The sequence below is a fragment of the Myxococcales bacterium genome, assembly GCA_016717005.1.
In the GTDB taxonomy this organism is placed as follows: Bacteria; Myxococcota_A; Polyangia; order Haliangiales; family Haliangiaceae; genus UBA2376.
This window is the reverse complement of record JADJUF010000012.1, coordinates 99,880-116,861: the sequence shown is the minus strand read 5'-3', so window position 1 is coordinate 116,861 and position 16,982 is coordinate 99,880. Positions and strand designations below refer to the sequence as shown.

Below are 16,982 nucleotides of genomic sequence, written 5' to 3'. Positions count from 1 at the left end.
CAACCCGCCCGGCATCCCCAGGCTCACGGGATCTGATCTCGGCCGGACGGACAACTCCCACGTGGGATCTCGGCCGGGCATCTGCCCGATCTCCCACGTGGGATCTCGATCGGCACTCGCGCGCTCGGCCCGGGTGCCCCGCCGCCCTCCATCCCCGCATGCGCGGGGCCCAGCGGTCAGAAGATCTTGCCGATGACCAGCGTGATGTCGTCCTTGCGGACGGTATCACCGAAGAAGTTCGCGGCGTCGGTCACGACCGCGTCCCGGATCTCGCCGGGGTCGAGCGCCCCGGCCCGACGCACCGACGCGCGGAACCGCTTCTCGCCGTACTCCTCGCCCGTGCTGCTCTCGCACTCGACGATGCCGTCGGTGTACCAGACCAGGATGTCGCCGGGCGCGAGGTCGGTGGTCTTGACCTCGTACTTGGACTCCTTCAGGTCGCCGAGGCGGTTGCCGCGGATCATGAGCGAGCCGAACTCGCCGCCGTTCTCGCCCATCCGGTACAGGTACGGGAAGTTGTGGCCGGCGTTGGAGTACGTGATCGTCCGCTTCTTCACGTCGATGGTCGACGCGAAGCACGTCATCACGAACTTGCGCTTGGCGCTCTGGTAGATCGCCGAGTTCATGATCTCGAGCAAGAGCGACGGCTCGAGGTCGTCGCCGTGGACCGACCGGGCCACGTCGCACGCGGCCTTGGCCGCGGCGGTGATCATCGCCGACGGCACGCCGTGGCCTGTGACGTCGCCGATGACGACCAGGATCTTGTCGCCCACCATCTCGTGCCAGGTCCACCAGTCGCCGCCGCACTGCGAGGCCGGCTGGAAGTAGCCCGCGAACTTGAACACGCCCTTGTCGATCGGCTCGTTGGGCGGGACCAGCGTCTCCTGGATCGTGCGCGCGACCTCGAGCTCCTTCTCCATCGTCGCCTTCTCGGCGGTCTGCTGGAGCAAGATCGTCAGCTGGTCGGCCATGAAGTTGAAGTTCTCGCCGAGCATGCCGATCTCGTCGGTCGAGCGCACCTCGACGCGCGCGGCCAGGTCGCCGCGGGCGATCTGGTCGACCTTCCACGACAGGAGCTTGATCGGCTTCGAGATCTGCAGCCCCTGGAAGATGGCCAGGAGCGTCCCGATCAGCACGAACAGCAGGCCGACGACGCCGGTGCGGATCGCGGCCTCGCGGGACGCCTTGTCCTTCTGCTGGGCGCTGAGCGCGGCGAACTCGTCGATCGGAGCCAGGTCGTAGCCGAACACCACGTAGCCCTGGCGGCTCTCGCCCGGGTCGGTCGCGATCGCCGCCGCGGCGGTCGGCTCGGCGCCGACGAACACCGGGAAGCCGAACGCCTCGAGCTTGCCGTCCTCGCCGATGTTGTCGATGACCACCAGCGGGTCGGCGTTGTTGGCGCCGGCCCGCGCGGTCCACTCCGTCAGGACCTTCTCCCACGACTTGTGCTTGACCGGCACGTGCATGCCCGGCGGGTAGCCGCTCGCGTCGCACAGCTCGGCGTTGCCCCGCTGGACCTTGCAGTAGGCGATCAGGTTCTGGTCGCGGCCGAGCACGTAGACGAGGCGGAGCCCCTCGTCCTGCCGGACGGTCCGGTCGACGAGCTGCTGGATCTCCGAGTCCTGGTTGTCGATCAGGAACTTCTCGAGCGCCTTGGCGAACACCTGCGTGGTCGTCGCGCCCTTGCTCTTGAGCGACTGCCGGAAGTTCTCGGTCTTCTCGCGCGCCGACTGGTCGTAGGCGCTCCGGATGTTGCACGCGTTCAGGGCCCCGAACCCCACGACCGTGAGGAGGATCAGGAATGTCGTGGTCAAGATCATCTTGACCGAGATGCTCAGACCGGCCCGCTTAGCCATTGAGCTTCAGATGTTATGCTCGCGGGTCGGAGGGGTCAAACCACCGGGGCGACACAGCGCCCCGACGACGCGGTTCCGCTCTCGCTGAAAGATTCCAGCACGACGCGGATCAGCGCGCGGTCACCACGGTCGTCCGTCGGTGTGTCGGCCCGGCGAGGCCGGCAGCGGCGACTGCGTGCCGTGCAGGACCAGTTCGGCGGCGTGCTCGCCATCGGGCGCGCGCACGAGCGACTGATCCATGCCGCCGAGCGGGCCGAACTCGACCTCGGCCAGCGCGGCCCCGCTCGCCGCGCGCACGGTGACGTGGTCCCCGCCGTTGTTGAGCTGCAGCGGGGCCATCACCACCGTGGCCACGCCGGGCAGCGCCGGCGCGCCGCCTCCGAACACGACCAGCACCGCGCCCGGTGCCAGGGTGGTCCCCGCGGCGAACGTCCCCCGGATCATCGTGGCGTCGGCCACGGTGGCGCCGCCCAGATCGAGCGGGGCCGCGCCGACGTTCACCAGCTCGATGAACTCGTCCTCGGTCACGCTGGCCACCCCGTCGCCGTTGGCGTCGAACCCGACCGGCGGGTCCGCCAGCACCTCGTTGATCAGCAGCCGCGCCGGCGCCCCACCGCCGCCGAACGGCGCGCCGTCGCTGCGCAGGCCCGGCGACGCCGGCGCGGTGGCCACGGTACGGTGGCCGACGAACGGGCTGGCGGGGTCACCGTCGCGCTGGCGGACCAGCGACTGATCGAGCCCGCCCTCGGCGCCGAACCGCAGCTCGGCGAGGAGCTCGCCGTCGGTGCGCCGCACGAACACCTCGTCGCCGCTGTTGTTGAGGTACAGCCCCGCGGTCGCCACGGTGATCACGCCCGGCAGGGCGGGCGCCGAGCCCCCGAACACCACCAGCGCCTGGCCCGGGCTCAGCCGGGTGCCATCCGCGAGCGTGGCCCGGACCGCGACCGCGTCCGCGATCGTGACGCCGGACAGATCGAGCGCCGTGTCGCTGACGTTGACCAGCTCGATCAGCTCGTCGCCGCGGGTCGAGAACACGCCGTCGCCGTTGGCGTCGAAGTCCGCCGGCGGATCGGCGAGGACCTCGTTGATGATCAGCCCGACGCCGGGCCCGGGCGCGCGCGCGCCGAACACCCGGACGCGATCGACGAACCAGCCCTGGCCGCGGTTGGCGTTGGCGTCGACGGTGTCGAAGGCGAAGCGGACCTGCACCCGCCGCCCGGCCAGGCCCTCGAGCGCGACCAGCCGGGTCGAGAACGCGCCGGCGGTCGAGCCGGTGCGCTTGTCGACGGCGACCACCACCGTCGGATCGTCGACGTCGACGACCTCGACCCGCAGCAGATCGCGATCGGCCGCGCTCTCGACGTCGACCAGCTCGTCGTAGGCCAGGCGTGGGGCCGCGACGTCGGTCAGGTCGATCACGGGTGAGACCAGCGAGCCGCGGTGGGGCGCGCCGCGGTCGTAGTCGCCGCTGGTCTCGTCGCCGTACCAGAACGCCGCCGCGCCCGCGCTGGCCCGGCGTCCGGACACGTGCCACAGCCCGTCCGCGGTCCAGGCCCCGAGGCCGCGCTCGGCGCCGTCCTCGTACACCGGCTGCGGGTCCGGCAGCGCCACGGTGACGACGTTGGACAGCGCCGCGGTCTTGCCGAGCTCGTCGATCGCTTCGAGCGCGACGTAGACGGTGCCGACCGGCGGCACCTCGAGCTCGGCGGTCTGGCGCGTCCCGGCCGCGGCCGGCGCCGGCCCCGGCGCCGGGGTCGCGCTCGCGAACGTGGCCTCGGTGATCGGCGCGGTCGACCAGCGCAGGTCGTAGCGCGCGGCGGTGCCGTGGGCGCCGTCATCGCCGGGCGCGGTCCACATGATCCGGACCGTGGTCGTGGTCACCGCGGTGCTCAGCAGGTCGACCACCGCGCCCGGCGGCGCCGGATCGCGCGCGACCACGAAGCCGAGGCCGTGACGCTCGGCCGCGGCGTAGAGCAGGTCCCAGTGGGGCGTGCCGTTGCCGAGATCACCGTCGTCGTCGTCGCGCAGGAACACCTCGCGCACCGCCTCGGGGATCCGCGGCGCGTTCGACGGCAGCGACGGGAGCACCAGGGCGCGGGCGCGCGCGTCGCCGGCGGTCTCACCCTCGGCCGCGATCAGGTTGGCCCGGGCGTGCCAGACGAACCCGGCCCAGGCCTGGCCCAGGGCGTGGACCTCGTCGGTGCCACCGGCCGGGTAGCGGTAGCTGTTGTCGCAGGTCCGGATCATGCGGTCGCCGTCGAACAGATCGCCGCCGACGACCGGCCCCTGGAACTCCAGGCACGCCAGCACGTCGCCCCAGCCCTCGGACAGGCCGCCGTTGGTGATGCCGCCGAACGTGTGGTCGACGGTGACGGTACTCGTGCGCGACGATCGACGCCTCCGCGCTGTTCTTGCAGCCGCCGCCTGAGCGGTAGAAGTTGATCGTGCGCGCGACCGGCGAGAAGTACGCGTTGCAGGTGCTGTTGAGGTTGACGTTGATCGCCAACGGCGCGCCGAGCGACGCCGGCGCGACGCCGTTGTCGCCGAGGAACTGCCAGGTGCGCGTCACGTAGTAGTAGGCCGTGGCCTGGGCCAGCGTGGCCTCGCCGGTCGCGCCACCGAGCGTCAGGTCGACGGTCGGCGCGGCCGGCGCGCTGGCCGTCAGCGCCGGCCCGGACAGATCGGCCACGGTCGCGGCCGGGCCGCGCAGGCGGGTCGTCACGGTCGCGCCGTCCGCCGCCGCCAGCAGGTAGCGGCCGTCGCGGCCGGTCACCGCGGCGGCCGCGCCAGCGGTGACCTCGGTCGACGCGAGCGCCAGCTCGGTGGCGCGCCCGCGGCCGCCCGGCGCGCCGCCGACCGCGACCCAGCCGCCGACCCGGCCGCTGGTGTAGTAGGCGCGATCGTCGACCACCTCGACCCGCCCGGCCCGCGGGCCGCTGGCGATCACCAGCGCCCGCAGCTCGCTGCCCTCGGCGACCAGCTCCCAGGTCAGCTGCAGCTCGCCGTCGATCGGCCAGATCGCCAGGTCGCCGGTGATCGGCGCCTGCGGCGCGACCCGCAGGTGGTCGCGCGCGTCGCGCTCGGCGGCGCCGCGCGCCACGGTCGGGGCCATCGCGACCTGGGCGCCCTGGTACAGGTGGTAGCTCGACGCGAGCAGCCGCTCGCCGTCGGCGCCGGCGCGGCTGGCCAGGTAGACGTAGGCCCCGCGCACCGGGACCCCCTCGACCTGCTGCTGCCCGAACACCGTCGTGAGCGTGCCCGCGCCCGCGGTCGGCATCACGTGCACCGACGTCGAGAAGTCGCGCCCACCGAGATCGCCCAGCACCTCGCGCAGCGCCGGCGCGCTCGCCCGCACCCGATCGAGATCGACCCGATCGCGCGCGATCCCGAGCACGATCTGATCGTGTCGATCGCCCCCGCGGATCTCGCGCTCGTAGCCCGGACCGCCGCCCGGCCCCCCTGGCTCGGCGCACCCGACGACCACCACACACCCCATCAACATCGCTCGCAACCGCATGGCTCCCTCCTCCGCGCGCACCACCGCGCGCCCTCGGTCGCTCAGCAAGGCCCAGGCCACGCGCGCCCACTCATGACGTCGCCGACTTGCGCCGCCGCGTCCGGCCGGACGTCCGAATTCCGGACAGAGACGGCCGAGGCCCGCCCAGGGCCGGACGCGCACGCCTGTCCGGGCGTCCGGCTGCGACCACCGCGCCGCGCCCGTGGCACAGTCGCCCGCGAGGTGGTTCGACGATCTGATCTCGGCGGACGCGACGACCGCGTCGCGCGGCGGCCGGATCGTCGCCGTGCGCGGGTCCGCGGCGCGCGCGCCGCTGCTATCGCCTCACGGCCGCGCGCCCATCAGGAAGAACGCGGCGCCGCCGAAGCGCGAGGCCCACGACGCCTCGTTGTGGACGCCGCCGCTCTGGACCACGTGGTGCAGGTCGACGCCCTCGACGTAGCCGAGCGTGGCGTAGCGCTGGGCCAGCATGTTGGTGTTGGTCACGTCGTCCATGCTGGCGCCGGCGTTGCCGGAGTCGACGTAGACCCGGCGCGGCCGCGGCGCGGCCGGCGTGGCGGCGACCCGGGCCAGGATCACGCGATCGTCCCACCACGTCGACGGGCTCATCGCGCCGACCAGCCCGAACACGCCGGGGCGGGTCACGCCGGCGTAGGCCGACACCAGCCCGCCGAGCGACGAGCCCATGATCGCGGTGTCGGCGGGGCCGGGCGCGGTGCGCAGCATCGCGTCGACGGTCGGCTTGAGCTCGGTGGCGACCATCGTCAGGTAGGCGTCGCCGCCGCCGCCGTCGCCGATCGAGCTGTCGACCGTCGGCGTCAGCTCGTAGATGCGGCCGCCGGTGTTGTCGATGCCGATCACGATCGTCTCGCGAGTCGTCAGGCACAGCCCGACGGTGCACCCGGCGTCGTCGGTGCACGCCGTGCTGTCGCCGCAGCGGCCGACCTCGCCCGCGGCGTCGAGGGTCTCGTCGACCCGCCACTCGACCCCGCCGAACGCGGTGCTCGGATCGAACAGGTTCTGGCCGTCGTGCATGTACAGGACCGGGTAGCTGGCCCGCGGGTTCTCGTCGTAGCTGGCCGGGAGGTAGGCCCGGATCGTGCGGTTGTTGTTGAGCGCGGTCGAGTGGAAGCTGCCCACCACCGTGACCACCCGGCCGGCGGTGGCGGTGAAGTGCGGATACAGATCGAGCGTCTGGCCCGGCGCGAGGTGGTAGTTCGGCCCGCGGGCCCAGGTGGCGTCGTCGAGCAGCGGCTTGAACTCGATCGGCGCGGCCAGCGCGTCGGTCGACAACGTCCACGTGTCGTCGGCGCCGGGCGTGAGCGCCACGCCGGTGGTCCATGACAGCGGCCCGCCCGAGCCCCGCAGCGTGACCGTGCGCGCGCCGGCCGGGTAGTGCACGCGCACGACCGTCCCCGACGACGCGTCGGGCGGCAGCGTCGCGTCCGCGGCAGCGTCGGGTGACCCCGTCGCGTCGGGAGACGCGGCGGCGTCGAGGGTGCCGGCGTCGTCGCCGCCACAGGCGGCGAGCGCGAGGAACAAGACCAGGGAGGAGCGCACGGCGCGCACCCTAGCCAAAGCCCGCCTCCCACACAACGCCGATGAATCGGCCGCCTCGAACGCGGCCCCCGCCCTCGGCGACGCCCGTGGCGTCGCGTCGTCAGCCGCGACTAGACGAGGCGGACGTTCTCGGCGCGCGGGCCCTTCGGACCCTGGCCCTCGTTGTACGAGACCTTCTGGCCCTCGCGCAACTCCTCGAACCGGACGCCCTCGACGGCCGACATGTGGAAGAAAACATCGGTACCCGAGGCGTTGGAGATGAAGCCAAAACCCTTGTCCGTAAGCCGCTTGATAGAACCTTCAGCCATTTGCACACTCTCCTGCGAACTCAGGGCCGCATCCGCTCGACAACGTCGTCGTGCGGTCAACGTGTGCGACCCAGACGCGCAGCATGGCACAAGGCTCGCCGACAGCAAGCGCTGTGACCACATGCCTGCACTCGGTCGACCGCCGACCACGCGCAGGGTCTGCGCCCGGGTCCGGGACCGCTGTTGTTTCGGCGCCCAGGCCCCGCAGGCGGCGCGGCGCGGCGCGGTCAGGCGCCAGGGGGCCGCACGGGCCAGGGCCGCAGGAGAATCCGGATCCAGGAGCCAGCCCGGGAGCCCCGTCGGGCCTTGCCCATCGAGGTGCCGGCCTGGTCCGGGGCAACGACGGACCACCGCGTCCCACGCACCGCCCCGCCGACCAAGCCGCTGACGCTCAGCGCCCGACGGCCCGGAGCATCACCATCGGCGTCATCGCGATCACGCGCAGCTCGGTCGCCAGGTACGTCTTCAGATCCTCGAGCGACGCGGTGTACGCGAGGTCGTAGAGCAGCTTGATGCGCATGTCGTCGGCCAGCGCGCCCTTGGTCTCGTCGAGGTCGTAGGGGTTCTGCAGCGTCGACGCCAGCTTCTCGATCTCGCTGCCGGCCGGGACCTCGCCGGTGTACCCGAGCGAGACCTGCGCCAGCCCCGTGATGCCGGGCTTGACGTCGCGCATGCGCTCCTCGAAGAACGGGATCGCGTACGCGAGGTTCTCGATCAGCTCCGGCCGCTCGGGCCGGGGCCCGACCAGGCTCATCTCGCCGCGCAGCACGTCCCAGAACTGGGGCAGCTCGTCGAGGCGCGACTTGCGCAGGAACTTGCCGACGCGGGTGATGCGCGGATCGTCCTTGCCCGCGACCACCGCGCCGGTGAAGCGCTCGGCGTCCGGCCGCATGGTCCGGAACTTGTGCATCTCGAACTCGTGGAAGCGGAAGCGCTTGACCCCGGCCTCGTACTTGACGTCGCGCAGGCCGCCGGCGCGGCGCTGCCGGAACAGCACCGGGCCGGGCGAGTCGATGTAGATCGCCGCGGCGATGATCGGCATCAGCGGCGCGGTCAAGGCCAGGCCCGCGACCGAGCCGACCAGGTCGATCGCGCGCTTCACCAAGCGGACACTGCGGTGCATCGCTCGGGACCGTACCACGCGCGGCGCGGGCGCCGCAGCCCTCGACCGGCGCACAGATCTGGTATGGTCGACACCCATGGAGTCGCGCCTGATCCGGCTGACCGCGCCGTGCTCGCTGCGGCATCGCGCGCTCGCGGTGCGCCTGGTCGCGGAGTCCTGCCGGCTGGTCCGCGGCGAGCGCAGCGGCGACGACCTCGGCGTCGGCTACGACGTCCGCGATCCGTTCGACGTCGCGGTCGTGTCGGCCTTCGCCGAGATCTACAACAACGTCGCGCTGCACGCGTGCGCCGGCCTGATCGAGCCGCAGGTCGAGCTGCGGATCATCGCCGACGACGACAGCCTGACGGTCGAGCTGGTCGATCCGGGCCGCGCGTTCGACCCGACCAACGTCGCCAGCCCCGACCTCGACGCGCTGCCCGAGGGCGGCATGGGCCTGCACATCGCGCGGGCCATGCTCGACACCGTCGACTACGAGCCGGGCCCGCCCAACCTGTGGCGGCTGACCAAGCGACGGCCGGCCCGCGCCGATCAAGACGCGCCGGCAGATCGCGACGACACCGCCGACGTAGACGCGCCGGCCGATCAAGACCCGCCGGCAACCCGTACCGCGCAAAGGTGAAACGTGCCCATCGACATTGTCCGCAGTGACCAAGACGACGCGACGTCGCTCCGCATCAGCGGCACGCTCGACGTGCTCACCGCCCCGACCCTCGCCACGACCATCGAGCAGATCGTCGAGGCCAAGCGGAAGCAGGTCACGGTCGATCTGGCCGGCCTCGATCTGATCGACAGCTCCGGCGTCGCCGGGCTGGTCGCGCTCTACAAGCGCGTGCGCGCCGTCGGCGGCCAGGTGCACGTCGTCAACGCCCGCGACCAACCGCTGGCGATCTTCAAGCTGCTGCGCATGGACAAGGTGTTCCTGCAGTAGTGCGGCGCCCGCGCGTCCTCATCGTCACGAAGATCTTCCCCAACGCCGCCGAGCCGCTGTCGGCGCCGTTCAACCGGCAGCAGTTCGCGGCGCTGGCTCGGCACGCGGACATCGTCGACGTGCTGGCGACGATCCCGTCGTTCCCCGGCGCCGGCCTGATCAAGCGCTGGTCGAGCGCCGGCCGCCTGACCGACGTGCCGGCGCGCGAGATCATCGACGGCCTGCCGGTCCGGCACCCGCGGACGCTGTTCGTGCCGCGCCTGGGCCACGGCACCTGGGGGCCGCTGTACGTGGCGTCGCTGGCGCCGCACCTGGTGCGCTACCGCGGCGCGGTCGACGTGGTGCTGGCGTCGTGGGCCTACCCCGACGGCTTCGCGGGCGTGGTCGCGGCCCGGCTCCTGGGCGTGCCGGCGGTGGTGAAGCTCCACGGCTCCGACATCAACGTCAACGCCAAGCTGCCGGGCCCGCGGCGCCAGCTGGCGTGGGCGCTGCCGCGCGCGGCGCGGGTGGTCGCGGTCAGCCAGGCGCTGGCCGACGAGGTCGCCGCGCTCGGGGTCGCGCGCGACCGCATCGCGCTGGTGCGCAACGGCGTCGACGCCGAGCTGTTCCACCCGCGGGATCGCGCCGCGGCCCGCCAGGCGCTGGGGCTGCCGCGCGACGCCCGGATCGCGGTCTACGTCGGCAACCTCAAGGCCGCCAAGGGCGTGCTCGATCTGCTGGCGGCGTTCGCGCAGGTCGACGATCCCGCGGCCCGGCTGGTGATCGTCGGGGGCGGCGACGAGCGGGCCGCGGTCGCCGCCGCCGCCGCCGCCGATCCGCGGATCGTGGCGGCGGGCCCGCGACCGCTGCCCGAGATCCCCACGTACATGGCGGCGTGCGACGTGCTCACGCTGGCGAGCTGGGCCGAGGGCACGCCCAACGTCGTGCTCGAGGCCCTGGCCAGCGGCCGCCGGGTGGTCGCGACCGCGGTCGGCGGCGTGCCCGATCTGATCGACGACCCGCTCCTGGGCGAGCTGGTCCCGGCGCGGCGACCGCCGGCGCTGGCGGCCGCGCTCGCGCGCGCGCTGGCGCAGCCGTACGTCCCCGAGGCCGTGGCGGCGCGGGGCGCCCGCGGCGGCTGGGACGCGAGCGCCGCCGCGCTGGCCGACGTGCTGCGGGCCGCGCTCGCGGCACCGACGTGACCCGCGCAGCCCCGGTCAGCGCGGCTGATCGAACGTCGCCTCGACGACGAGCCGGCGCAGCTCGTCGAGCACCGCGGCGTCGTCGAGGCTCGCGTCGTCGGCCTCGAGCAGCTTGGCGACCCGGCGCAGGCCGAACTGGACCGCGCGGCTCGACGCGTTGCCGTGGTAGGCGCCGGCGTTCCAGAACGTGTTGCGACAGATCTGCGGGTGGTGCTTGCCGCGCGCGCGGGCCAGCTCGCGCACCTTCCAGTAGCGGGCCTCGACCGCGGCCGCGGCCACCGGCGGCGGCCCGACCGCGCACGCCAGCGCCCGCGCGGCGTCGGCGCGCTGCTCCTCGCCCTGCCGGCACTCGCGGTAGAAGCCGTACGCGATCAGCGCGGCGAACCCGACCACCAGCCCGCGCCAGCGCCACCGCGACGCCGCCGATTCTGCAGTCGGCCGCGCGGCGGTCGAGGTCATCACCCGAGATTGTACACACGGGCCGGATCGCTTGACCATCGGGCGGGTTCGATGCGACGCCAGGGCATGCGCACCGCCGTCGCCGCTTCGCTGATGCTGGCCACCCTCGCCTGCGGTGGCGACGACGGCCCCGGGACCGCGACCGACGCCGCGGCGGTCGACGCCGACGGCGACGCCCCGACGCAGCCCGACGCGGCCGCGCCCGACGGCGCCGGCGCCGACGCACCGGCGGGCACGCTCGCGCTCATCAGCCCGGTCATCACCGAGGGCGGGGTCATCCCGCCCATGTTCTCGTGCCGCGGCACCAACGTGTCGCCGGCCCTGGCCTGGACCGGCGGGCCGACCGCGCCCGGCTACGCGGTGGTGCTGACCGATCGCAGCAACAACCTGGTCCACGCGATCATCTGGGACGTGCCCGGCGCGCTGGCGGCGCTGCCCGAGGACGTCGACAAGCTCGCCGAGCCCCTCGACGTGCCCGGCGCCAAGCAGCCGCTGGCCTACGACGGCCAGACCCGCGGCTACCTGGGCCCGTGCCCGGGCACGACCCACACCTACGAGTTCGCGCTGTACGCGGTCGACGCCAACCCGCTGCCCGGCCTGTCGCTGGCGTCGACCCGCGCCCAGGTCCTGGCTGCGATCACCGCCCACGACACCGCCAGCGCGACCCTGACCGCGACCTTCACGCCGTGATTGAATCGTTCGCCGCGCTGGCGCGTACCATCGGCGGATGAAGACGCTCCTCGTCTGCGCCGTGCTGGCCACCACCGCGACCGCCTGGGCCTGCCCGCAGCCGCCGCCGATGCGCGCGCACCTGCGGCTGGGCACGCCCGACGGCGCGACCATCCCCGGCAACGGCGGCCTGCTCGTGACCCAGTCGATGGAGCCGGACTACGGCGGCATGAAGCAGGGCGGCGCGGCCGCCGAGCTGCGCGTGCGCACCACCGACGGCACCGCGCTCACGCCCGCGGTCGACTACCTCGGCGACGGGATCGAGCGCTGGCGCTTTCCGACGACGACCGCGCGCGACCTCGAGGTGCTCGACGACGCCAGCGCGGTGATCGCCATGGTGCACCAGGTGCCGACGGCGCGTCGCGCGCTGGCCGCGCCGCGGGTCAAGCGCCTGACCTCGACCGCGGCCGGCGGCGCTGGCCAGCCCGCGTACGGCGTGCCGGGCTCGCACATGGTGCTCGACCTCGCGCTCGCGGCGCCATCGCCCGACGCCACGCTGATCGCCGAGCTGGTGGGCGCCGGCCCGTGGTTCACCGCCGCCGCGCCGGTGGCCAAGCGCATCGTCCGCGACACCTACGCGGGCAAGGGCTGCTCGGGCGGGCCCGGCCCGGTCCTGGCCGGCTCCCGCCTGCGGTTCGCGTGGCTCGGCACCGACGGGCGCATGTCGGCGTGGTCGCGGCCGACCACCGTCGTGCGCGTGCGCGCGCCCTGACCGATCGCGGCGGCCCGCGCGACCGCCGCGCGTCGGCGTGGTCGCGGCCAACCACCGGCGTGCACGCGCGCCCTGACCGATCTCGGCGGCCCGCGGTACGGTGCGGCCATGGCCGACGCGCTGGCGCCGTTCGCACCGCCGACCGCGGCCTGGTTCGCGGCGACGTTCGCGGCCCCGACGCCGGCGCAGGTGCAGGCGTGGCCGGCGCTGGCGCGCGGCGAGCACGTGCTGCTGGTGGCGCCGACCGGCAGCGGCAAGACCCTGGCGGCGTTCCTGGCCGCGCTCGATCGGCTGATGTTCGCGCCGCGCGCGCCGACGGTGAGCGCGGCCCGCGGCCGGCGCGGCCCCGGCACCCGCGTGGTCTACGTGTCGCCGATCAAGGCGCTGGCGGTCGACGTCGAGCGCAACCTGATGGCGCCGCTGGCGGGCGTCGGCGCGGCGGCGGCCGCGGCCGGCGTCGAGGCCGCGCCGGTGACCGTCGCGGTCCGCACCGGCGACACCAGCGCCAAGGAGCGGCGCGCGATCGCCCGCGGCGGCGCCGACGTGCTGATCACCACGCCCGAGTCGCTGTACCTGATGCTCACCAGCGCGGCGCGCGAGGCGCTGCGCGGCGTCGAGGTGGTGATCATCGACGAGATCCACGCGCTGGTCGGCAACGAGCGCGGCGCCCACCTGGCGCTGTCGCTCGAGCGGCTCGCGCACCTGACCGGGCGCCCGCTGCAGCGCGTGGGCCTGTCGGCGACCCAGCGCCCGCTCGACGAGGTCGCCCGGTTCCTGGCCGGCGCGCGGCCGGTGACGATCGTCGACGCCAGCGCGCCCAAGGCCCTGGCGCTGTCGGTCGAGGCGCCGTTCGCCGAGCCCGGACCGGCCGACGCCGCGCCGACCACGTCGAACTGGGACCGGGTGTTCCCGCGCCTGCTCGAGCTGGTGCGGGCCCACACCAGCACGTTGGTGTTCGTCAACTCGCGGCGCCTCGCCGAGCGCGCCGCCGCCGCGCTCAACGAGCTGGCCGGCGAGGTGCTGGTCCACGCCCACCACTGCTCGGTCGCCAAGGAGCAGCGCGGGCTGATCGAGGACCAGCTCAAGGCCGGCGCGCTGCGCGGGCTGATCGCGACCAGCTCGCTCGAGCTGGGCATCGACATGGGCGCGATCGATCTGGTCGTGCAGGTCGAGCCGCCGCCGTCGGTGTCGAGCGGCCTGCAGCGGGTCGGCCGCGCCGGCCACCAGGTCGGCGCCACCAGCACCAGCGTGATCGTGTCCAAGCACAAGGGCGACGTGCTGGCGTGCGCGACGCTGGTGGCGGCGATGCGCGCGGGCGCGGTCGAGCGCAGCCGCTACCTGCGCAACCCGCTCGACGTGCTGGCGCAGCAGCTGGTCGCGATGGCCGCGCTCGAGCCGTGGCCGGTCGACGCGCTCTACCAGGTGGTCACGCGCTGCGCGTGCTTCGCCGAGCTGCCGCGCGCCGCGTTCGACGCGACGATCGACATGCTGTGCGGCAGCTTCGCGATCGAGGAGCTGGCCGAGGTGCGGCCGCGGCTCACCTACGATCGCGCGGCCGGCGTGATCCGGGCCCGCGACGGCGCCCACCGGGTCGCGATCACCAGCGGCGGCACGATCGCCGATCGCGGGCTCTACGGCGTCTACGTCAGCGGCGCCCCGGCCGGCAAGGGCCGGGTCGGCGAGCTCGACGAGGAGATGGTGTTCGAGAGCAAGGTCGGCGAGCGGTTCCTGCTGGGCGCGTCGACCTGGCGCATCGACGAGATCACCCACGACCGGGTGCTGGTGTCGCCGGCGCCGGGGCAACCCGGGAAGATGCCGTTCTGGCGCGGCGAGAGCGCGATGCGCGCCTTCGAGCTGGGCCAGCGCATGGGCGCGCTGGCGCGCGAGCTGGCCGGCGTGCCCGGGCCGGCCGCGCACGATCGCCTGGTCGGCGAGCTGGGCCTGACGCCGGCGGCGGCCGAGGTGCTGGTGACCGACCTGGCCGAGCAGGCGCGGGCCTCGGCGGTGCCGACCGATCGCACGGTCGTGGTCGAGGTGTCGCGCGACGAGCTGGGCGAGCTGCGGGTGTGCGTGCTGGCGCCGTTCGGCGCGCGGGTGATGGCGCCGTGGGCGATGCTGGCCCAGCGCGCGGCCCGCGACGCGCTGGGCTTCGAGGTCGAGCTGCTGTGGACCAACGACGGCTTCGTCGTGCGGCTGCCCGACGGCGCCGGCCTCGACGGCGGCGACGCGTGGCTGTTCCCGGCCGCGGCCACGCTGACCGACGCGCTGACCGGCCTGATCGCGGGCACGTCGATGTTCGCGGCCCGGTTCCGCGAGGCCGCGGGCCGCGCGCTGCTCTTGCCGCGCCGACGCCCGGGCCAGCGCACGCCGCTGTGGCAGGTGCGCAAGAAGGCGCAGGACCTGCTGCGCGGCGCCCAGCGCGTCGCCGACTTCCCGATCCTGCTCGAGGCCTACCGCAAGTGCCTGACCGACGTGTTCGACGTCGCGGCGCTGCGCGAGGTCATGACCGCGATCGCCGACGGCACGATCGCGGTCGAGCGGCGCCTGGTCGAGGCGCCGTCGCCGAGCGCGAGCGCGGTGCTGTTCGGCTACGTCGCCAGCTTCATGTACGAGGGCGACGCGCCGCCGCTCGAGCGCCGGGCCGCGGCGCTGGCGATCGATCCGGCGCGGCTGCGCGAGCTCATCGGCGACGGCTCGCTGCGGGCGCTGCTCGACGCCGAGGTCCTGGCCGAGCTCGAGGCCACGCTGGCCCGGGCCGACCACCCGCCGACCACCGCCGACGGCTGGCACGATCGCTTGCTCTACCTGGGCGACGTCGACGCCACGGCGCTGACCGCGGCCGACGCGGCGATCGTCGACGGGCTCGTCGCCGCCGGGCGCGCGCTGGCGCTGGCGGTCGGCGCCCGGGCGCTGCTCGTGCCAGCCGAGTACGCCGGCCGCTACCGCGACGCGATCGGCGCGGCGCTGCCGGCCGGCGTGCCCGCGGCGTTCCTGGCGCCGACCGCCGATCCGCGCCGCGATCTGCTCGTGCGCTACGCGCGGACCCACGGCCCGTTCACCGCCGCCGAGCTGCGCGCGCGCTACGGCCTCGACGCCGGCGCGCTGGCCGCCGCGCTCGCCGCGCTGGTCGCCACCGGCGAGCTGGTGGCCGGCGAGTTCCGCCCCGACGGCGCCGACGCCGAGTGGATCCACGCCGACGTGCTGCGCAGCGCGCGGGCGCGGTCGCTGGCCAAGGTGCGCCGGCAGATCGCCCCCGTGTCGGCGGCCGCGTACGTGCGGTTCCTGCACGCGTGGCACGGCGTGGTCCACCGGCGCGCCGGCCTCGACCCGCTGCTCGACGCGATCGAGAAGCTCCAGGGCCTGCCGGTGCTGGCGTCGCAGCTCGAGGACGAGCTCCTGCCGGCGCGGGTCGCGCGCTACGCGCCGGCCGACCTCGACACGCTGGCGGCGGCCGGCGAGGTCGTGTGGCGCGGCGTGGCGCCGGCCGGCGCCAAGGACGGCCGGATCGTGCTGGCGCTGGCCGAGCACGCCGAGCGCTTCGCCGATCCCGAGGCCTTCGCCGCCGCCGAGGCCGGGACCGGCGAGCTGGGCCAGCGGGTGCTGGCGCTCTTGCGCGCGCGCGGCGCGCTGTTCTTCACCGAGATCAAGGCCGCGATCCCGATCTTCCCCGGCGACCTGGTGCGGGCGCTGTGGGCGCTCACCTGGAGCGGGCTGGTCGCCAACGACAGCTTCCGGCCGCTGCGCGAGCTGGGCGCCGACGAGGCGGCGCCGACGCGGCACGGTCGGCGGGCGCGGATCGCCGCGGCCGGGTTCCGCTCGCGCCGCACGCTGCCGGCCGCCGCCGAGGGCCGCTGGGCGGCGGTGCCGACGCCGACCACCAGCGCGACCGATCGCGGCCACGCGCTCCTGCACCAGTGGCTGGCGCGCTACGGCGTGGTCACCAAGGACAGCGCGACCGCCGAGGGCGGGTTCGCCGCCGCGTACCCGGTGCTGCGCGCGCTCGAGGACGCCGGCCAGCTGGTGCGCGGCCACTTCGTCGCCGACATCGCCGCGCTGCAGTTCGCGACCTCGGGCGCGGTCGAGCTCTTGCGCAGCCACGCGCGGCCGCGGGTGCCGCCGGCGGTGGTCGCGCTGGCCGCGGGCGACTGCGCCAGCCCGTTCGGCACGGTGCTGCCGTGGCCCAGCGGCGCCGGCGACGTGCGCCCGCGCCGGATCGCCGGCGCCACGGTGATCACCGTCGACGGCGCCGCCACCGCGTGGCTGCCGCCGGATCTCGATCACCTGTGCGCGTGGCTCGGCGACGACGCCGCGCTCGCCGCCGAGCTGACCGCGGTCGAGATCGTGCGGCTGGTGCGCGAGGCCCGGACCGCCGGCGAGCCGGCGACGATCCACACGATCGCCGGCGTGGCCGCGCCCGCGCACCCGCTGGCCCGGCACCTGATCGCGGCCGGCCTGGCCGCGCGCGACGCGACGCTGGTGCTCGATCGCGCGCGCGACGTGTGGCGCTGATCGCCCGCGGCGGCCGCGCGCGGCGCGACGCTGGTGCTCGATCGGGCGCGCGACCTGTGGCGCTGATCGGACGCGGCACGGATCGAGCGCCAGCGCGGCT

12 protein-coding genes are annotated in these 16,982 nt (G+C 74.6%); 6 read left to right on the top strand and 6 right to left on the bottom strand.

Translation table 11 applies throughout. From position 1 onward, the window contains the following. Positions 1 to 176 precede the first annotated feature (176 nt). The 5 genes from IPL61_13665 to IPL61_13645 form a co-directional block, all read right to left on the bottom strand. Positions 177 to 1,856: a SpoIIE family protein phosphatase gene (locus tag IPL61_13665; GenBank protein MBK9032339.1), complete on the bottom strand. Its 1,680-nt coding sequence runs from the start codon at positions 1,854 to 1,856 to the stop codon at positions 177 to 179. A gap of 120 nt (positions 1,857 to 1,976) precedes the next feature. After that, positions 1,977 to 4,166, bottom strand: a complete 2,190-nt coding sequence (locus IPL61_13660; protein MBK9032338.1) for a lamin tail domain-containing protein — start codon at positions 4,164 to 4,166, stop codon at positions 1,977 to 1,979. 1,531 nt (positions 4,167 to 5,697) lie between these two features. Continuing rightward, positions 5,698 to 6,933 (bottom strand): alpha/beta hydrolase, encoded by a 1,236-nt coding sequence (locus tag IPL61_13655; protein MBK9032337.1) that lies wholly within the window; start codon positions 6,931 to 6,933, stop codon positions 5,698 to 5,700. 110 nt (positions 6,934 to 7,043) lie between these two features. Further along, positions 7,044 to 7,241, bottom strand: coding sequence for a cold-shock protein (locus IPL61_13650; protein ID MBK9032336.1), 198 nt, complete (start codon positions 7,239 to 7,241; stop codon positions 7,044 to 7,046). Positions 7,242 to 7,632: 391 nt separating this feature from the next. Next, a complete protein-coding gene (locus IPL61_13645; protein ID MBK9032335.1) occupies positions 7,633 to 8,364 on the bottom strand; it encodes a sugar transferase in 732 nt (243 codons plus the stop codon). 76 nt (positions 8,365 to 8,440) lie between these two features. On the opposite strand from IPL61_13645, the gene IPL61_13640 reads away from it, so the two are divergent. Genes IPL61_13640 through IPL61_13630 form a run of 3 tightly spaced genes read left to right on the top strand, consistent with a single transcriptional unit; the run spans position 8,441 to position 10,473 of the window. Further along, a complete protein-coding gene (locus IPL61_13640; protein MBK9032334.1) occupies positions 8,441 to 8,983 on the top strand; it encodes an ATP-binding protein in 543 nt (180 codons plus the stop codon). Between the two features lie 9 nt (positions 8,984 to 8,992). Then, complete coding sequence (locus IPL61_13635) at positions 8,993 to 9,292, top strand: STAS domain-containing protein (protein MBK9032333.1); 300 nt, start codon at positions 8,993 to 8,995, stop codon at positions 9,290 to 9,292. Next, on the top strand, positions 9,292 to 10,473 hold the full coding sequence (locus IPL61_13630; protein ID MBK9032332.1) for a glycosyltransferase: 1,182 nt from the start codon (positions 9,292 to 9,294) through the stop codon (positions 10,471 to 10,473). Before IPL61_13635 ends, IPL61_13630 begins: the two co-directional genes overlap by 1 nt. 15 nt (positions 10,474 to 10,488) lie before the next feature. Here IPL61_13630 and IPL61_13625 read toward each other — a convergent pair whose 3' ends face one another. Continuing rightward, positions 10,489 to 10,932 carry a hypothetical protein gene (locus IPL61_13625; GenBank protein MBK9032331.1) on the bottom strand — a complete coding sequence of 148 codons (444 nt, stop codon included), beginning with the start codon at positions 10,930 to 10,932 and terminating at the stop codon, positions 10,489 to 10,491. 66 nt (positions 10,933 to 10,998) lie between these two features. Between IPL61_13625 and IPL61_13620 the strand changes: the two genes are divergently transcribed. From IPL61_13620 to IPL61_13610, 3 genes are all read left to right on the top strand, one after another. Next, on the top strand, positions 10,999 to 11,622 hold the full coding sequence (locus IPL61_13620) for a YbhB/YbcL family Raf kinase inhibitor-like protein (protein ID MBK9032330.1): 624 nt from the start codon (positions 10,999 to 11,001) through the stop codon (positions 11,620 to 11,622). Positions 11,623 to 11,659: 37 nt separating this feature from the next. Then, entirely contained in the window at positions 11,660 to 12,373 is a 714-nt protein-coding gene (locus IPL61_13615) for a hypothetical protein (protein ID MBK9032329.1), read from the top strand. Between the two features lie 108 nt (positions 12,374 to 12,481). Next, positions 12,482 to 16,882, top strand: a complete 4,401-nt coding sequence (locus IPL61_13610; protein MBK9032328.1) for a DEAD/DEAH box helicase — start codon at positions 12,482 to 12,484, stop codon at positions 16,880 to 16,882. Positions 16,883 to 16,982 lie beyond the last annotated feature (100 nt).

Excerpts from the sequence above, each read along its gene's own strand:
- IPL61_13620 (MBK9032330.1), top strand. The coding sequence starts at position 10,999 with ATGCGCACCGCCGTCGCCGCTTCGCTGATGCTGGCCACCCTCGCCTGC.
- IPL61_13665 (MBK9032339.1), bottom strand. The coding sequence starts at position 1,856 with ATGGCTAAGCGGGCCGGTCTGAGCATCTCGGTCAAGATGATCTTGACC.
- IPL61_13615 (MBK9032329.1), top strand. The coding sequence starts at position 11,660 with ATGAAGACGCTCCTCGTCTGCGCCGTGCTGGCCACCACCGCGACCGCC.
- IPL61_13650 (MBK9032336.1), bottom strand. The coding sequence starts at position 7,241 with ATGGCTGAAGGTTCTATCAAGCGGCTTACGGACAAGGGTTTTGGCTTC.
- IPL61_13625 (MBK9032331.1), bottom strand. The coding sequence starts at position 10,932 with ATGACCTCGACCGCCGCGCGGCCGACTGCAGAATCGGCGGCGTCGCGG.
- IPL61_13640 (MBK9032334.1), top strand. The coding sequence starts at position 8,441 with ATGGAGTCGCGCCTGATCCGGCTGACCGCGCCGTGCTCGCTGCGGCAT.
- IPL61_13645 (MBK9032335.1), bottom strand. The coding sequence starts at position 8,364 with ATGCACCGCAGTGTCCGCTTGGTGAAGCGCGCGATCGACCTGGTCGGC.
- IPL61_13610 (MBK9032328.1), top strand. The coding sequence starts at position 12,482 with ATGGCCGACGCGCTGGCGCCGTTCGCACCGCCGACCGCGGCCTGGTTC.